This window comes from Salinimicrobium sp. TIG7-5_MAKvit (assembly GCF_049569215.1).
In the GTDB taxonomy this organism is placed as follows: domain Bacteria; phylum Bacteroidota; class Bacteroidia; order Flavobacteriales; family Flavobacteriaceae; genus Salinimicrobium; species Salinimicrobium profundisediminis.
Map to the genome: position 1 here is coordinate 1,021,164 of NZ_CP145903.1, position 16,744 is coordinate 1,037,907.

Consider the following 16,744-nt stretch of genomic DNA (forward strand, 5'->3'; position numbering starts at 1 on the left):
CACATACCCTTAACTTTGTTTTAAAGAGTTTCAACAAAATTAACGCTTCCTGTTACTTGCAGTTAAAAGCAGACTTTGAGGAAAATGGAACTTAAAAAAGGTAAAAAATGAAAAAGTTTTTAAAAATACTGGGAATTGTTTTAGGAGTAATATTGCTTCTCTTGTTCTTAACGCCCTTTTTATTCGAAAAGCAACTGAAGGACCTGGTGCAGGAAACCATCAACAAAAACGTTAACGCCACAGTCACTTTTGAAGATATTGACCTTAGCATCTTCAGGAATTTTCCCGATGCTACGCTTGCCATTCAAAATCTAAAGATCATCAACAATGCTCCTTTTGAAGGTGACACGCTGGCTTTAAGCGAGGAAGTGACTCTTCAAATGTCACTTGCAGAACTTTTTAAAGGTGGAGATGAACCCAAAAAAGTAGATGCTTTAAAAATTGACAATACCTTTCTTAACATCGCAATAGATACCCTGGGAAACAGCAATTACGACATTGCCATACAGGACACGATTTCTACTAAAACTTCGCAGGGCGGCGGCTTTAGCTTTGATGTGGACCACTACGAGATCAACAATTCACGAGTGAAATACGTCGATAAAGGGTCAAAAATGGCATTTCTGGTGGAAGATTTGAACCACCGCGGAACAGGCGATTTTTCGGCCAGCACCTCAACCCTTAGCACCTACTCTACGGCCCTGGTGAGCTTCGAGATGGACAGCGTAAATTACCTGAACCGAAACAAACTGAAACTGGAAGCCGATTTTGCGATGGATCTTGATAAACAGAAATACACCTTTCTCGAAAATGAGGCCCTTATTAATCAGTTGCCGCTCACTTTTGACGGTTACGTGCAGGTAAATGAAGATAATAATGAAGTAGACATCAGCTTTAAAACCCCTACTTCCTCCTTTAAAAACTTCCTGGCTGTAATGCCTGAGGAATACGCAAAGAATATTGAGACCGTGGAAACCACAGGAGATTTTGTGGTAGATGGATTCATCCGCGGAATTGTAGATGAGACTTACATTCCTAAAATGGAGATCAACATTGTTTCAAATAATGCTGCTTTTAAATATCCAGACCTTCCGAAGGCTGTAAAAGATATAGACATAGCAGCTGTGCTTAAAAATGATACAGGGCTGGTTGAAGATACTTATCTGAATATCGACAAGCTTAACTTCAGGATAGATGAGGATGCCTTTAGAGCCAGCGGAAGCATTAAAAACCTTACCGAAAATATGCTCGTGAACCTGGCTTTGCAGGGCACCATCAACCTTGCAAACATCACCCGGGCCTACCCGCTTGACCTGAAACAGGACCTCAACGGAATTGTCACGGCAGATCTCACTACCAGTTTTGACATGAATTCTTTAGAGAAGGAACAGTATCAAAATGTGAAGAGCAGCGGTACTGCAGTGATCAGGGATTTTAGTTACACTTCTCCCGAAATTCCCAATGAGATAAAACTCTCTACTGCCTATCTAAAATTCAATCCCACAACAGTGAGCCTTGACAATACCGTGTTGACCACAGGAGAAACCGACCTTGCCGTTAACGGTACCATACAAAACTTCATGGGATTTTTGTTCACAGACCAAAAGCTTAAAGGAAACTTTACTGCAACTTCCAATACTTTTTCGGTCAATGATTTTATGGTTAAAGAAACTGCAACCGAAGGAGCTGAAGCTACACCCGCTACCACAGCTGAAGTACCGGGAGATGAAGCCATTAAAATTCCGTCATTTTTGGATGCCAACATAGACTTTTCGGCAAAGAAAGTCCGTTATGATAATCTGGTGCTCGAAAACACTAGCGGAAGTTTAAGAATAGTAGACGAAACGGCTACTTTGTCTAATGTTTCCTCCAGTATTTTTGCCGGAAAGATCCTGTTAAACGGACTTGTTTCAACACGAGCTGCTATTCCGAATTTCTCGATGCAACTCGGTTTACAATCTATTGATATTGTTCAGGCGTTTAAAGACATGGAGTTGTTAAGAAACCTCGCCCCAATTGCACAGGCGTTACAAGGTGAACTTAGCACCAACATCGACCTGCGAGGGAACCTGAACGATGACCTCACCCCGCAGCTACAAACGCTAACCGGAAATGCGCTTGCAAAAATACTGGGGGCAAAGGTAAACCCTGCACAAACTCCGCTGCTTACAAAGCTGGATCAAAACCTCAACTTTATTGATCTTAACGATCTAAATTTAAAAGACCTGGAGACCAGGCTTACCTTTAATGACGGGCAGGTAGAGGTGCAGCCGTTCGATTTTAATATTAAAGGAATTAAAGCGAGGGCCTCGGGTACTCATGGGTTTGATATGGACATGAATTACAAAATTGCTCTTGAAATACCCGCAAAATATTTAGGAAGCCAGATAGGAACTACCCTCTCCCGCCTAAGCGCCCAGGAGCAGGAAAATATGACTGTTGGCTTGCCTATAAATATTTCAGGTAGCTTTAGCAACCCTAACATCAACCTCAATATGCAGCAGGCGGTGAGTAGCCTTACCCAACAAATTATTGATAATCAAAAAGAGACGCTAAAAGAAAAAGGACGGGATGTTTTGAGCGACATTATTAGCGGCGGAAAAAACAAGGACACCGCAGATACCACAACCACACGGACACCCGCGCAAAAAGATTCTATTGTTCGCAAGAACACCAGCGACGCTGTAAAAGAAACTGCAAGAGACATTTTGGGTGGCATTCTGGGAGGTTCCAGAAAGAAAAAAGACACAACACAGAATCAATAACACCTGTTTAGTTGTTGTACAAAACTTTGCAGATGTAGCTTAGGCTTAATCTTCCGGATCTGAATTTTCAGCAGGGTGTATGTTGGACATTGAATTTTCCTGAACACTGAACAGTGAACACTGAACACTTATTTCAGGGAAAGATTAACGTTAAAGCCTTCGTGCTTTCGTACATTAAATACCATGCCGTCTTCAAATATGAGGTACTGCCCTTTGATCCCTTTTAAAACACCCTCGTAAAATGGCGTTTTTGCGAGGTTAAGGGTTTTGCACTTTGCGGGATAACTAAGAACAGGGAACTTAATTTCAAGCTCTGTGGAATTTGGAAGGTAGTAGTCCTGAACTTCGGCCGGCAGGTATTGTTTCATATCATCCCGGATAGCTGCCAGGTCAAGATCTTTCAGGTCATTGGTGAGCATACTGCGCCAGTTGGTTTTATCTGAAAGATGTTCTTTTAAGGCAACTTCTGTAATCCCGGCAAGGTAACGGTTGGGAACTTCCACTACTTCTATGGCCTCATGTGCGCCCTGGTCAATCCAGCGGGTTGGGATTTCGCTTTTTCGGGTCACTCCGACTTTTACGTTACTTGAATTGGCCAGGTAGACCACATGCGGCTGTAGCTGCACCCTTTTTTCAAACTCAAGGTCACGATGCTCCTGGTCAAGATGCGCTTTACTGAGTTCGGGGCGTATTACCCACTCCCCCATTTCGGGCCGTTCCATAAAGCAATTGTAGCAAACGCCATTAGCAAAAACCTTCTTTTTCTTACCACAACCCGTACACTCATAATTGAGGAAATTGATAGCAAGGCGTTTATCAAGCACCTGGTTCACATTCAGGAAATCCTGCTCAAAAATGAGATAATACTGCACTGTTTCTGCCAATTCAGTTTTCATTTTTCTGAGCACACCTTCATAAGTCATAGAAAAGAGTATTTTTATCGCCGCTTAATTTTTTGCCAGCTGTAAGAATAGTTTTAATTTTAACCGATTACATCCCGGTTTGAAGGGGTCAAAGATAAAAAGAAAAAATGCCAATTCCGTTAGTACATTCTGTAGCTTCCTGGTTTCTCAAGAAGCGTATTCATCAAATGGAATTGTTCATTAAATACCCGCATGACGTTCAGCTGGAACTGTTGAAAAAACTCCTTCAGAAAGCAAAAAACACCGAAGTAGGCCTACAGTACGATTTTGCCTCTATAAAAACCTATAGGGAATTTGCAGAACGGGTACCGCTACAACAGTACGAAGATTTTGAACCTCAAATAGAACGTAGCCGCCGGGGTGAGAACAATATATTTTGGCCTACGCCCATCAAATGGTTTGCAAAATCCAGCGGCACCACCAATGCCAAAAGCAAATTTATTCCGGTAAGCGATGAATCTCTGGAGAACTGCCACTATGCCGCGGGCAAGGATATGTTGTGCATGTACCTCAACAACAACCCCAACTCGCAGTTATTTAGCGGTAAGAGCCTGAGGCTGGGCGGCAGTAAGGAATTGTACAGACAAAACGGAACCCAGTTTGGCGATCTTTCGGCTATTCTCATTGACAATATGCCTTTTTGGGCAGAATACAGCAGCACCCCGAGCAATGAAATCTCCCTTATGAGCGATTGGGAAGTGAAGATGCCGGCTATTGTAAACGAAACCATCAACGAAAACGTTACCAGCCTTGCCGGCGTGCCTTCGTGGATGCTGGTATTGCTCAACAATGCCCTTGAAGCTTCGGGCAGGAACAACCTTTTTGAGATATGGCCCAACCTGGAAGTGTATTTTCACGGCGGCGTAAACTTTGCACCTTATGTAGATCAATATCAAAAGATACTACCTTCAAACAGCTTCAGGTATTTTGAGATCTATAATGCCTCGGAAGGATTCTTCGCCATTCAGGATACCAATGAATCTAAAGAATTGCTACTAATGCTCGATTACGGAGTGTTTTATGAATTCATTCCTATGGAAAGCTTCAGCACTTCCGAAGAAAAAGTAATCCCTCTTTCTGAAGTAGAGCTGGAAAAAAATTATGCGGTGCTCATTACCACCAACGCCGGATTGTGGCGCTATAAAATTGGGGATACCGTGCGGTTTACTTCCCTGGATCCTTACCGCATAAAAATTACGGGCAGAACGAAGCACCACATCAACGTTTTTGGCGAGGAACTCATCATTGAAAACGCCGAAGAAGCTTTAAAAAGAGCTTCCCAACAAACCGATTGTGAGATTGTAGATTATACGGCTGCCCCAATCTTTATGCACAACAAGGAAAAGGGCGCACATGAATGGATGATCGAATTTAAGACACCGCCGCAGGATTTTAGCTTCTTTGTTGAATGTCTTGACAATCATCTGCAAAGCATTAACAGCGATTATGAGGCCAAGCGCTTCAACAACATGACCCTGAACGCCCCCAGGGTGCATGTAGCCAGAGAAAAGTTATTCTACGACTGGCTCAAGAAAAAGAATAAACTGGGAGGCCAGCATAAGATCCCACGACTTTCCAACCAACGTGTTTATTTGGAAGAACTGCTGGAGATGAATGGGAAATAGATTTGAGTAGTTAGAATTGAGTAGTGAGTGTTTTAAGCTACGAGCTCCTGTTTTAAACAAAAAAACCTCACAGGTTTCAAAAACCTGTGAGGTTTAGCTTCATATATATTCTAGCCTTACAACTCCTTAGACACCTGATGCACGGCCTCAATAGTCGCATCAAGATCTTCATAAGAGAGCGCATCTGTAATAAACCAGGTTTCAAAAGCACTGGGTGCAATATAGACGCCGTGTTCCAGCAGCCCGTGGAAGAATTTCTTGAATTTCCCATTACCCGCAGATCGTGCTGCAGATGCAAAATCTGTTACCTGTTCTTCTCCAAAATGCACCGAAATCATTGAACCCTGACGGTTAATCGAATGAGCTACCTTATTGCGGTTAAGCACATTTACAAGTCCCTTATGCAGGTAAGCGGTTTTCTCTTCAAGCCTGTTATAAATTTCAGCATCTTTATTTAGTTCCTGTAGCATGGCCAATCCTGCTGCCATTGCCAGCGGATTCCCGCTCAAAGTTCCGGCCTGGTACACAGGTCCTGTTGGGGCCAGGTAATCCATAATTTCATATCGTGCAGCAAAAGCCCCTACAGGGAGTCCGCCACCAATAACCTTTCCGAAGCACACGATATCGGCATTCACGCCATATACTTCCTGTGCCCCGCCTTTGGCAAGCCTGAAGCCGGTCATTACCTCATCAAAGATCAACAGCACATCGTGCTCATCACAGAGCTGACGAAGACCTTCCAAAAATCCCTTTTTTGAAGGGATACAGCCCATGTTTCCTGCCACAGGCTCTAAAATGATACAGGCCACCTCGCCTTTGTTCGCTTCAAGTACCTCCTTTACATTCTCCAGATCGTTGTAGGTTGCCAGCAAAGTATCTTTTGCCGTACCATTCGTGACACCGGGACTATTAGGTGTTCCAAAAGTCACTGCCCCGCTGCCTGCCTGGATAAGAAATGAATCACTGTGCCCGTGATAACAACCGGCAAATTTGATGATTTTATCGCGGCCTTTAAAGCCACGTGCAAGCCGCACGGCACTCATAGTGGCCTCGGTACCCGAATTCACCATGCGAATCTTATCGATATTTGGCACCATAGAAACTGCAAGTTTGGCAATGGTGGTTTCCAGCTGTGTGGGAGTTCCAAAAGAAGTTCCTTTTTTGGCCTTTTCAACCACTGCATCCACTACCGGTTCATAAGCATGGCCAAGAATGAGCGGCCCCCAAGAATTGATGTAGTCAATATATTTATTCCCATCTTCATCGTACAGGTAAGCTCCTTTAGCTTCTTTTATAAAAATAGGTTCTCCTCCAACTGCGGAAAAAGCCCGTACAGGAGAATTTACCCCGCCGGGAATAACTTTTTTAGCTGCAGCAAACAATTCGCTGCTTCTTTTATAGATCATAATTTCAATTTATTGAGGTACGTAAAGTGTTTGGCCAATGCCAATGTTCGTACCTCTAAGGTTGTTCATTTTTTGTAACTGCTCTACCGTTAAATTATGCCTTTTGGCTATGGAATACAAAGTATCTCCCTGCTGCACGGTATATTCTCTCGTTGAAGAATTCCCAGCACTTTGCGGCGCCGAATAGGCTATTTCCCGTGCAGGGGCATCGCCATCGTAAAGATATAATTGATATCTCTCAATAAGGCTAATGAGTTTATCGGGGTACTTCCGGTCGGTAGCGTATCCGGCAGCTCTTAAGCCCCTGGCCCAGCCTTTATAATCCTGGATGTCGAGATCAAATAACGCTGCGTAGCGTTTCCTTTCAGCTAAAAAAAGTGAATGATCCCTGTAAGAATATTTAGGATCCTTGTATTTCCTAAAACATTCCTGCCTTTCATCATCATCGTGATATACTTTTTGGCCGCTCCAGCCATGACATTTAATTCCAAAATGATTGTTAGCCCTGCGGGTCAATTGTCCTTCTCCCGCCCCACTTTCCAGGATTCCCTGCGCAAGCGTTATACTCGCGGGAATTTTATAAAGCTGCATTTCTTCCTGGGCAATAGGAGCATACTCGTGAATATAAGCCTCAATTTTATCGCTGTAGGTACGTGGCGTAGATGGTACCTGGGTCTTCTCTTCCCGGGGAGCATTTCTATCTACAACAGCAGGAACTTCCTTTTTAGAAGATCGCTTTGAGGCTTTTTTACCTGTCCCACAGGAAACCGTAAAAACGAGGAGAAAAAGTGTTAGAAATTTAAATGCTGCTTTCATCATAAGTCAAAATTGTAGGTAGATTTTTCATCTTTAACACCTTGTTCATTCCGGCAATGCCCTGGAGACCTCCCGTATGAATGGCTAAAATACGAGTATTTTCCAAAAAATATCCGGTGCGGGCGAGATCAAAAATGCCGTACAGGAGTTTCCCAGTGTACACGGGATCTAACTGAATACCATAACGACTTCGGAAGTCATTGATAAAGTTTATAAGCTTTTCATCCACCTTAGCATAACCTCCAAAATGGTAATTTGTTATAAGGTCCCAGTTATTTTTCTTGCTGAAGCGGGCAATTTCCGGCTTCAAAAAATCCCCTTTAAGCGCCGGAAATCCCAATACCTGCTGATGCTCTTCAGAAGCATTTATGAGTCCGCTGATGGTTCCCCCTGTGCCCACAGCGCAACAAATTACATCAAATTCGGCATCTCCCGGAAGTAAAATTTCCTCACAGCCTTTTACCGCCAGCTCGTTAGTACCGCCTTCGGGCACCAGGTAAAAATCTCCGAATTGCTTCCGCAGATCTTCAATAAATACTTCGGAAGTTTTCTCCCTGTAATCGCTTCGGCTTATAAAATGAAATTCCATTCCGCAGCCATGCGCAAACTTTAAGGTCGGGTTCTCCTGAAGCGTCTTCTCAAGATCTTCTGCCAGCTCCTCACCTCTTATGACGCCAATAGTTTTAAAACCCGAGATCTTACCGGCAGCTGCAGTGGCCGCAATATGATTGGAATAAGCCCCGCCAAAGGTGAGCAAAATTTGCCTTTTTTGAGAGGTAGCTTCAGCGATGTTATACTTCAGCTTCCGGAATTTGTTGCCCGACACTTCAGGATGCAAAAGGTCTTCCCGCTTCAGGTGAATTGAAACACCATTCACTTCAGCAATAAACTGATTGGGCACTTTTGTAAAACTGGTAAAAAGGTTTGTGGGTTGAGACATTTTCAGAATATAAACTATTGCGGACTAACCACGAGGCTGCAAATATTAAGAACTAATTATAAGAAACAAAGGGTGGATTGTCAAAAAGTATATTTAATTTCTGAAATTAATTTAGACCCGATGAAAAAATTTGATGCCATTATAATTGGAACGGGACAGGCAGGCCCTCCCCTCGCTTCCAGCCTTGCCAAAAACGGATTAAAAACTGCCATTATTGAGAAAAGTGAACTTGGCGGTACTTGCGTCAACACAGGTTGTACGCCAACCAAAGCTTATGTGGCCTCGGCCAGGAGAGCCTTTATTGCCCGAAATAGCCGGGAAATGGGGGTGAATATTGAAGGAGAGGTGCAGGTAGATCTCAAAACAATCAAGACCCGGAAAGATCAACTAATAGCCGATTCTCATGAAGGCCTCAAAAAAGCTTTTGAAAAAGAAGAGCATATTACTCTTTTTCAAGGAAAAGCTGAGTTTCTGGACAACCATACTATTTTGGTTAACGGGGAAGAATTAACGGCAGAAAAGATCTTTATCAATGTGGGAGGCAGGCCAAGGGTGCCAAAAGATTTTGAAGCTGTAAACTATCTCACCAACCGCAGTATGCTCGATCTGGAAGAAGTGCCCAAAAATCTTGTTATCGTGGGTGGTGGTTATGTGGGGCTGGAATTTGCACAGATGTTTAGCCGGTTTGGAAGTGAAGTGACTATTTTGGAGCGGGGTTCGGCCCTCATGAAAAAAGAGGATGACGATATTGCTGAAGCCATTACCGAGATCATCAAAAAAAGTGGCATCAATGTGCTGCTGAATTCTGATTGTATCAAAGCTGCTGAAAAAGATGGCGAAATTGAAGTAACCTATAACTGTGAAACAGGAAGTAAAAAAATAACCACCTCTCACCTTTTACTGGCAGTGGGAAGAGTTCCAAATACAGATGATCTAGGGCTGGGAAAAACCGGCGTAGAATTGGACGACCGTGGATTCATCAAAGTGAATGATGAACTGCAGACATCGGTGTCGCACATTTGGGCTTTGGGAGATTGTAATGGAGAAGGTGCCTTTACCCACACCGCCTACAATGATTTTCAAATTGTAAATTCCACTTTGTATGAAGACCGGAAGAGAAAATTGACTGACCGTTTTCCCTGTTATGCCGCATATATCGATCCGCCGCTTGCCCGGGTAGGTCTTGATGAAAAACAGATCAAAGCTCAGGGAATAAAAGCTAAAGTTGCTGAAATGCCCATGAAGAAGGTTGCACGTGCTAAAGAAAAAGGAGAGACCGCCGGAAAAATGAAGATCTTCATTGATGCCAAAACAGACAGGATCCTGGGAGCAACATTTTTAGGAACCGGGGCAGATGAATACATCCACACCGTAATAGACCAGATGTATGCAGGCGCAACCTACCAGGTAATGCGGGATGCCGTACATATTCACCCCACGGTAAGCGAACTTATTCCCACCATGCTAGAAAATCTTCGGGAGCTATAGCCTTGAAAAGGCCTTTTAGAGATATTTTCTGAAACCCCAGAATGAACGTCGGGGAATGTAATTCAGGTTTCTTTCGTTGGCATAAGCTTCGCGCTCAAAACAAATTCTACTATAAGCTTTATAGGAGTCCCTGTACTTTATGAGCCTGATGAAATATTCGAAAAAGTACCACACAAAGAAGAAGATCACCAGTAGCTCCACCTGTTGCTTGAGGTGAATGCGCTCATGGTTCATGAAGACCGGGTTACTTTTAAGATCTTTTCGCTTTATTATAATAAATGGCCAAAGGACTACGCCATCAAAGTGTTTGGCAAGAATAAATTTATTAACCACCACAAACATTAGGGCAAGATAAGAAAATGCTATTTTTGTGATATGAGTTTTTCAAGAAAAAAAATTCCGCTTGAAGAAGGCGATTATTATCTCACCCCCGAAGGCTACCGCTGCTTTACCGAACAATACCACCTCAAAAGAGGTTATTGCTGTGAAAGTGGCTGCCGTCACTGCCCTTACGGCTTCAATAAAAAAACGAATCAACAGAAAAAATAATTCTATATGGACTTCAAAAATGCCATTTTAGAAGGTATTCCCAACATCCTGCCTCCCGCAAAAGATTATGATCTCAATGTAAATCATGCTCCAAAACGCAAGGACATCCTCTCTGCTGAAGAAAAAAAACTCGCCCTGCGCAATGCACTTAGGTATTTTGACAGCAAACATCACGAAAAGCTGCTGCCCGAATTCCGCGAGGAACTTGATACCTACGGAAGGATCTATATGTACCGCCTGCGTCCCGATTATGAGATGTATGCCCGGCCAATTTCTGAATATCCCGGAAAATGTGAGCAGGCAAAAGGGATCATGCTCATGATCCAGAACAACCTGGATCCTCAGGTGGCCCAACATCCGCATGAGTTGATCACCTATGGCGGCAACGGCGCTGTTTTCCAGAATTGGGCACAATACCGCCTGGTGATGAAATATCTGGCCGAAATGACCGAAGAACAAACTTTGGTGATGAACTCAGGTCACCCGCTGGGACTCTTTCCTTCACATAAAGATGCACCGCGCGTGGTGGTAACCAATGGCATGATGATCCCCAACTACTCCAAACAGGACGACTGGGAAAAATTCAATGCGCTTGGCGTAACTCAATACGGACAAATGACTGCGGGCAGCTATATGTATATAGGCCCTCAGGGAATCGTTCACGGCACCACGATTACGGTACTGAATGCGCTTCGGAAAATTGCTCAAACGTCCACCTCTCCCCAGGGCAAGGGTGTCAAAAAGGGCATTTTAGGAGAGGGTTCTTTGTTTGTTACTTCAGGACTTGGTGGCATGAGCGGCGCACAACCCAAAGCCGGAAATATCGCCGGTTGCATTACGGTTTGTGCCGAAGTGAATCCAAAAGCAGTAGAAACACGTCACTCTCAGGGCTGGGTAGATGAAGTTGTTAAAGACCTCAATGTGCTGGTCCAAAAAGTTTCTGAAGCAAAAAAAGTAGGAAAAACCATCTCTTTTGCATACCTCGGAAATGTGGTAGAAGTATGGGAGAAATTTGATGAAGAGAATATTCATATTGATTTAGGAAGCGACCAGACTTCCCTGCACAACCCGTGGGCAGGAGGTTATTATCCGGCAGGCCTCACGATGGAAGAAGCAAACACCATGATGAGCCGCGATCCCGAAAGGTTCAAAGAAAAAGTACGGGAAAGTCTGCGGCGACAAACCGAAGCCATTAACCGCCACACCAAAAAAGGCACCTACTTTTTCGATTATGGAAATGCCTTTTTACTGGAGGCTTCGAGAGCAGGTGCCAAAATCTATAAAGACGAGGCAGGTGATTTTGTTAGCGGAGCTGCAGCAGGAGAAGACAAAGATTTCGCATACCCGAGTTACGTGCAGGACATTATGGGGCCCATGTGTTTTGATTACGGTTTTGGTCCCTTTCGCTGGGTATGCGCTTCAGGAAAGAAAGAAGATCTGGAGAAAACCGACCAGATTGCACGGGAAGTACTTCAGAAGTTAAAACAAGAGGTTCCCGAAGAAATTCAGCAGCAAATGCAGGACAACATCAAGTGGATCGAAGGTGCCAGGGCGAATAAGCTGGTGGTAGGTTCACAGGCCCGAATTCTTTATGCCGATGCTGAAGGCAGGATTGAAATCGCACGTGCCTTCAATAAAGCCATCGAAAAAGGGCAAATTGGAACTGTAATTTTGGGGCGTGACCATCACGATGTTTCGGGCACCGATTCTCCTTACCGCGAAACTTCCAATATTTACGACGGCTCCCGCTACACAGCCGATATGGCCATACAAAATGTGATTGGCGACAGCTTTAGAGGCGCCACCTGGGTGAGCATTCACAACGGCGGCGGTGTAGGCTGGGGTGAAGTGATCAATGGAGGGTTCGGTATGGTTCTTGAAGGAAATAAAGAGTCGGAGAGACGACTTAACTCAATGTTATTCTGGGATGTAAACAACGGGATTGCCCGTAGATCATGGGCCCGAAACGAAGGTGCTGTGTTCGCCATAAAACGCGCGATGGAAGTAGAACCTCGTTTAAAAGTCACTATGCCCAACATTGTAGATGATCGCCTGTTGGACAATTAACCTAAAAACAATATTTATATGAGAGCGATTAAAATTACTTCGGTACTCGTTCTGTTCGTGCTGGTAATGACTTCCTGTAGTACCGTGAAAGTAGCGACAGATTACGACAGGGAAGTCAACTTCTCAAAGTACCAGACCTATGCCTTCTTCAAACCCGGTATTGACAAAGCAGAAATTTCTGATCTTGACAAAAAAAGGATTTTAAGAGCCATAGACCAGGAAATGCAGGAAAAAGGCTTTACAAAGTCAGATAATCCGGACATGCTTGTAAGCATTTTCACCAAGACCAAGGAGAACGTGAACATCTATAACAACGCCTACGGCTATGGTTACGGATGGGGCTGGCACCCTTGGTATTGGGGATCTGGATATAACACCGTAAGCTCTACTACCGAAGGTACTTTGTATATAGACCTTATTGATGCAGGAAAAAAAGAACTGGTTTGGCAGGGAATGGGCACTGCTGCACTATCAAGAAAAGTGGAACAAAAACAGGAAAGGATTAACGAAATTGTGGAAGAGATCCTGGAGAAATATCCACCTTCTTTGAACTAATTTACATTTTAAGTCCCCCACCTAAAGCCGCTAAAAACTTAAAAGATTAGCGGCTTTTTTGATTTACACTGAAGCCTATACAAATGGCATTCAATAGATTACAAACTTTATATTTTTGTATCTTTAAAACCTGTTCATTACCTATAGCTATGGAAAAAGAATTTGAATCGAATGAGATCATTGACCGGCTTCCGGCACACCTGAAGCAATTCATAAAGCCTCAGAATTACGAAGACTACACGCCAATCAATCAAGCGGTATGGCGGTATGTGATGCGCAAAAATGTAGATTACCTTAGCAAGGTTGCCCACTCCTCTTATCTCGACGGACTCAAAAAAACAGGAATTTCCATAGATCATATTCCCAATATGTACGGGATGAACAGGATCCTCAAGGAAATTGGCTGGGCCGCCGTAGCGGTTGACGGATTTATTCCGCCGGCAGCTTTTATGGAATTTCAGGCTTTTAATGTACTGGTGATAGCCAGTGACATCAGGCAACTCGAGCACATAGAATACACCCCGGCACCTGATATTATCCATGAAGGTGCAGGCCACGCTCCTATTATTGCAAATCCCGAATACGCCGAATACCTCCGGCGCTTTGGGGAGATTGGTTGCAAAGCCATTTCCAGCGCAAAAGATTACGAGATCTACGAAGCCATTCGCCACCTTTCCATCATCAAAGAAGCCGAAGATATACCGCAGGAAGAGATCGAAGCTGCCGAGAAAAAAGTTGACGAACTGCAGAATGACCAGCGGGAGCAAAGCGAGATGGCCCAGATTAGAAACCTGCACTGGTGGACCGTGGAATATGGACTCATAGGTACGCCCGAAGATCCTAAAATCTATGGCGCCGGACTCCTTTCCTCGATTGGGGAAAGCGCCTGGTGCATGACCGATAAGGTTAAGAAAATACCTTATACCATTGAAGCTGCACAGCAGGAATTCGACATTACAAAACCTCAGCCACAGCTGTACGTAACACCCGACTTTGCTCACCTGAGTCTTGTCCTGGAACAGTTCGCCAATAAAATGGCACTGCGCGTTGGCGGCCTGGAAGGCCTTCAAAAACTTATAAATTCCAAAAATATTGGTACGATAGAACTCAGCACCGGGATACAAATCTCGGGTAATTTCACCCGCGTGATTGAAGATCATGGAAAACCGGTTTATTTCCAAACAACCGGAGAAACTGCCCTGGCTGCCAGAGAGAAAGAACTGGTGGGCCACGGCAAGAAAAACCATCCCGATGGCTTTGATTCTCCCGTTGGAAGGTTAAAAGGCATCAACCTTGCCATTGAAGATATGAGTCCGCGTGACCTGCGAGCTTACGATATTTATGAAGGCGAACAGGTGAATTTTGAATTTGAAGGCGGGATAACTGTTAAGGGGGAGATCATCACCGGCACCAGGAATTTACAGGGAAAGATCATACTTATAAGCTTAAAGAATTGCACCGTCACCTGGAAAGATGAGGTACTGTTTAAGACAGAGTGGGGTAATTATGACATGGCCATTGGAAAAGAAGTGATCTCGGCCTTTGCAGGACCTGCAGATGCAAAATCCTTTAATCTTATCACTCACACTCCTTCCTCGACCACCATTAAAAGTAAAAAAACACCGGAGCGGGAGGAATTGGAATCCCTCTATGAATCTATTAGAAATATAAGGCAGGGAAAAAACACCAAATTCTCGCTGGAAGCAGCTTTTGATCTTGTGAAAAAATATCATCCTAAAGACTGGCTGCTTTCCGTAGAGATCTTTGAACTTGCCAGCGGGAAGGATGAGAAACTGGCTTCGGCAGTACTGGAACATCTGGAAGATATCAAACAAAGAAGACCAGAAGTTTCACACCTTATCGATAACGGGATCGGTTTGGTAAAACCCGGGTTAGTAACGCACTAATTACAGCTTCAACTCCTGCATTTCCTGTTCTGCGCTAAATTCCTGATCGTTATAGGTAAGCGTCCAGCCAAGGGTGTTGGTGAGGATATAGATCTTTTGCAGCTCACTTATCAGCCGGTTTTTGGCGTTGGATTTTAAAGTGGAATTCTCCACTTTTTCCCGCATTGATTTATTGATGCGCGTTTTGATCTTGTTATAATCATCGGCCGTAAACTGGTTAAGGTAATCCTGGGTGATGTCGTAATATTTTATATCGGGGTAGATATTTATCTCCTCTTCCGGAATATGTTTTATGTGAACCGTTTTATTTTCAACATCAACCTCAGTGACCAGTTTACTCAGGTCGTACGCCACCGTCGCTTTCGTATTCACAATAATTAGTGCCCTTTTTCGGGCCGGGAGCACATCCAGAAACCTGTTTTTTGTGTCTTTATAAGTATAAACCTGCGAAAAAGTTCCCTCGGTCACCACAAGTTTCCCAACGTTCTTAATTTGCTGCTGAATAAGCGCAGTGCTTTCCTCCAGGCGATCTCTTTCGGCGTTTTGGTTCTCAAAATAGCGATAAACCATGAAAATAAGCAGTACTGCAAAAGCACCAAGAATGTATTTCTTCATGTTCTAAAAATACAAATTAGGAACCTGCTTTTTTTGAAGAAAATGTGAAGATTTCCCTTAAAAATTAATCTGAGGCACTTCTTTTTCGAGTTTTTCTATTTTTTGTTGAAGATTTCTTCGGAATTTCTGATGTGCTTCAGAAGTTTCATTAAAAGGCCGGTGTAAAAGCCCTTTTTGGATGGTATCTACCTGTTTCATTACTTCGGAAGCTGCTGAAGCTATCCAGGTCTGCCTGAATTTTTCCCAAATATAATCTACCGCCACACTATTAGGGTGCACCATATCTTCAGTATAGAACCTGTAATCCCGAAGCTCGTCCATCATGATCTCATACGACGGAAAATAGCCAGAATTTTCTTCTGAAGCCACTACTTCCTGAATCGCAGTGATGAGTTTTGCCTTGCTTAACTGATTTTCAACAAAACCATCCTTTAAATGTCGCACAGGGGAAACAGTGAAGATAATTTCGGCTGAAGGATTGAGCGACCTCACAATTTCTGAGATGTCAAAAATGGCATTTTTGACATCTGTTATTTCCTTGCTAAAATTCGCCTGTGGCACTTTATGGCAATTAGCCACCAGCCGGCCAGTTTCATTTAGCCTATAGCCCCAGGCTGTTCCCGGCGTGATGATCACATGAGTGGCTGTCTTCAAAAACTCGCGGGTTTCCTGCACGGCAGCGTTCAATTTACTCAGGATCTCCTCTTTTTCTACGGAATTAAGATCGGAATGGGCTTCATAGCATTTCCAGGTTTCATTGTGGTAAAAAATATCTGCTTCAGTAAAAACATGCTGCTCTTTTACCCTTTTTAAGAAGTTGTGAATGGCCGCAGGATGAAAAAGAATTCCGAAGGGATTGAGCAGGCTCGGGAATTTAAAGTACTCCAGTTTCTTTCCGATATTTTCCACAAAACAAGAGCCCAAAAGCAGCACTTTTGAAGAGTAACCGATTTTTGGTTCTTGCGGAGTTACGGGAACTTGAGTTAGGAATTCCATTTGTTTCTATTTGCAGACCTGCAAGGTTTTAAAAACCTTGTAGGTCTTAGCCAGACAATTTAAAACCTACAAGGTCAAAAAGAGACCTTGCA

Annotated in this window: 14 protein-coding genes; 7 read left to right on the plus strand and 7 right to left on the minus strand. The window is 43.7% G+C overall.

Features of this window, described 5'->3' with window-relative positions; all coding sequences use genetic code 11:
- The first annotated feature begins 107 nt into the window (after nt 1–107).
- Entirely contained in the window at nt 108–2,765 is a 2,658-nt protein-coding gene (locus V5739_RS04585) for an AsmA-like C-terminal region-containing protein (protein WP_423819841.1), read from the plus strand.
- A 128-nt stretch (nt 2,766–2,893) separates the two neighbouring features.
- Here the strand turns inward: V5739_RS04585 and V5739_RS04590 are convergent, their stop codons facing one another.
- The gene (locus tag V5739_RS04590; protein WP_423819842.1) at nt 2,894–3,688 is read right to left on the minus strand and encodes a DUF2797 domain-containing protein; all 795 of its coding nucleotides are present in this window, start codon (nt 3,686–3,688) and stop codon (nt 2,894–2,896) included.
- A gap of 107 nt (nt 3,689–3,795) precedes the next feature.
- On the opposite strand from V5739_RS04590, the gene V5739_RS04595 reads away from it, so the two are divergent.
- Complete coding sequence (locus tag V5739_RS04595) at nt 3,796–5,313, plus strand: GH3 auxin-responsive promoter family protein (protein ID WP_423819843.1); 1,518 nt, start codon at nt 3,796–3,798, stop codon at nt 5,311–5,313.
- Between the two features lie 116 nt (nt 5,314–5,429).
- Here the strand turns inward: V5739_RS04595 and hemL are convergent, their stop codons facing one another.
- From hemL to V5739_RS04610, 3 genes are read right to left on the minus strand one after another with little or no spacing between them, the layout of a single operon-like run.
- Entirely contained in the window at nt 5,430–6,719 is a 1,290-nt protein-coding gene (hemL, locus tag V5739_RS04600; protein WP_423819844.1) for a glutamate-1-semialdehyde 2,1-aminomutase, read from the minus strand.
- A 9-nt stretch (nt 6,720–6,728) separates the two neighbouring features.
- Nucleotides 6,729–7,535, minus strand: a complete 807-nt coding sequence (locus V5739_RS04605) for a glucosaminidase domain-containing protein (RefSeq protein WP_423820445.1) — start codon at nt 7,533–7,535, stop codon at nt 6,729–6,731.
- On the minus strand, nt 7,519–8,475 hold the full coding sequence (locus V5739_RS04610) for a 1-aminocyclopropane-1-carboxylate deaminase/D-cysteine desulfhydrase (RefSeq protein WP_423819845.1): 957 nt from the start codon (nt 8,473–8,475) through the stop codon (nt 7,519–7,521). The genes V5739_RS04605 and V5739_RS04610 overlap by 17 nt, the downstream gene beginning before the upstream one ends.
- 120 nt (nt 8,476–8,595) lie before the next feature.
- Between V5739_RS04610 and V5739_RS04615 the strand changes: the two genes are divergently transcribed.
- Nucleotides 8,596–9,963: an FAD-containing oxidoreductase gene (locus V5739_RS04615; protein ID WP_423819846.1), complete on the plus strand. Its 1,368-nt coding sequence runs from the start codon at nt 8,596–8,598 to the stop codon at nt 9,961–9,963.
- Nucleotides 9,964–9,978: 15 nt separating this feature from the next.
- On the opposite strand, the gene V5739_RS04620 is transcribed toward V5739_RS04615, so the two are convergent.
- Nucleotides 9,979–10,305, minus strand: coding sequence for a hypothetical protein (locus V5739_RS04620; protein ID WP_266070454.1), 327 nt, complete (start codon nt 10,303–10,305; stop codon nt 9,979–9,981).
- Nucleotides 10,306–10,338: 33 nt separating this feature from the next.
- On the opposite strand from V5739_RS04620, the gene V5739_RS04625 reads away from it, so the two are divergent.
- The 4 genes from V5739_RS04625 to V5739_RS04640 all read left to right on the plus strand — a co-directional run bounded on the left by V5739_RS04625 (nt 10,339) and on the right by V5739_RS04640 (nt 15,041).
- The gene (locus tag V5739_RS04625) at nt 10,339–10,512 is read left to right on the plus strand and encodes a DUF5522 domain-containing protein (protein WP_265164674.1); all 174 of its coding nucleotides are present in this window, start codon (nt 10,339–10,341) and stop codon (nt 10,510–10,512) included.
- Between the two features lie 6 nt (nt 10,513–10,518).
- The gene (locus V5739_RS04630) at nt 10,519–12,579 is read left to right on the plus strand and encodes a urocanate hydratase (protein WP_266070452.1); all 2,061 of its coding nucleotides are present in this window, start codon (nt 10,519–10,521) and stop codon (nt 12,577–12,579) included.
- Between the two features lie 18 nt (nt 12,580–12,597).
- Nucleotides 12,598–13,134 carry a DUF4136 domain-containing protein gene (locus tag V5739_RS04635; RefSeq protein ID WP_423819847.1) on the plus strand — a complete coding sequence of 179 codons (537 nt, stop codon included), beginning with the start codon at nt 12,598–12,600 and terminating at the stop codon, nt 13,132–13,134.
- Between the two features lie 149 nt (nt 13,135–13,283).
- Nucleotides 13,284–15,041, plus strand: a complete 1,758-nt coding sequence (locus V5739_RS04640) for an aromatic amino acid hydroxylase (RefSeq protein ID WP_423819848.1) — start codon at nt 13,284–13,286, stop codon at nt 15,039–15,041.
- Here V5739_RS04640 and V5739_RS04645 read toward each other — a convergent pair whose 3' ends face one another.
- Entirely contained in the window at nt 15,042–15,656 is a 615-nt protein-coding gene (locus V5739_RS04645) for a DUF4230 domain-containing protein (protein ID WP_423819849.1), read from the minus strand.
- A gap of 57 nt (nt 15,657–15,713) precedes the next feature.
- On the minus strand, nt 15,714–16,652 hold the full coding sequence (locus V5739_RS04650; protein WP_423819850.1) for a GSCFA domain-containing protein: 939 nt from the start codon (nt 16,650–16,652) through the stop codon (nt 15,714–15,716).
- Nucleotides 16,653–16,744: the final 92 nt, after the last annotated feature.

Excerpts from the sequence above, each read along its gene's own strand:
- V5739_RS04585 (WP_423819841.1), top strand. The coding sequence starts at position 108 with ATGAAAAAGTTTTTAAAAATACTGGGAATTGTTTTAGGAGTAATATTG.
- V5739_RS04590 (WP_423819842.1), bottom strand. The coding sequence starts at position 3,688 with ATGACTTATGAAGGTGTGCTCAGAAAAATGAAAACTGAATTGGCAGAA.
- V5739_RS04595 (WP_423819843.1), top strand. The coding sequence starts at position 3,796 with ATGCCAATTCCGTTAGTACATTCTGTAGCTTCCTGGTTTCTCAAGAAG.
- hemL (WP_423819844.1), bottom strand. The coding sequence starts at position 6,719 with ATGATCTATAAAAGAAGCAGCGAATTGTTTGCTGCAGCTAAAAAAGTT.
- V5739_RS04605 (WP_423820445.1), bottom strand. The coding sequence starts at position 7,535 with ATGAAAGCAGCATTTAAATTTCTAACACTTTTTCTCCTCGTTTTTACG.
- V5739_RS04610 (WP_423819845.1), bottom strand. The coding sequence starts at position 8,475 with ATGTCTCAACCCACAAACCTTTTTACCAGTTTTACAAAAGTGCCCAAT.
- V5739_RS04615 (WP_423819846.1), top strand. The coding sequence starts at position 8,596 with ATGAAAAAATTTGATGCCATTATAATTGGAACGGGACAGGCAGGCCCT.
- V5739_RS04620 (WP_266070454.1), bottom strand. The coding sequence starts at position 10,305 with ATGTTTGTGGTGGTTAATAAATTTATTCTTGCCAAACACTTTGATGGC.
- V5739_RS04625 (WP_265164674.1), top strand. The coding sequence starts at position 10,339 with ATGAGTTTTTCAAGAAAAAAAATTCCGCTTGAAGAAGGCGATTATTAT.
- V5739_RS04630 (WP_266070452.1), top strand. The coding sequence starts at position 10,519 with ATGGACTTCAAAAATGCCATTTTAGAAGGTATTCCCAACATCCTGCCT.
- V5739_RS04635 (WP_423819847.1), top strand. The coding sequence starts at position 12,598 with ATGAGAGCGATTAAAATTACTTCGGTACTCGTTCTGTTCGTGCTGGTA.
- V5739_RS04640 (WP_423819848.1), top strand. The coding sequence starts at position 13,284 with ATGGAAAAAGAATTTGAATCGAATGAGATCATTGACCGGCTTCCGGCA.
- V5739_RS04645 (WP_423819849.1), bottom strand. The coding sequence starts at position 15,656 with ATGAAGAAATACATTCTTGGTGCTTTTGCAGTACTGCTTATTTTCATG.
- V5739_RS04650 (WP_423819850.1), bottom strand. The coding sequence starts at position 16,652 with ATGGAATTCCTAACTCAAGTTCCCGTAACTCCGCAAGAACCAAAAATC.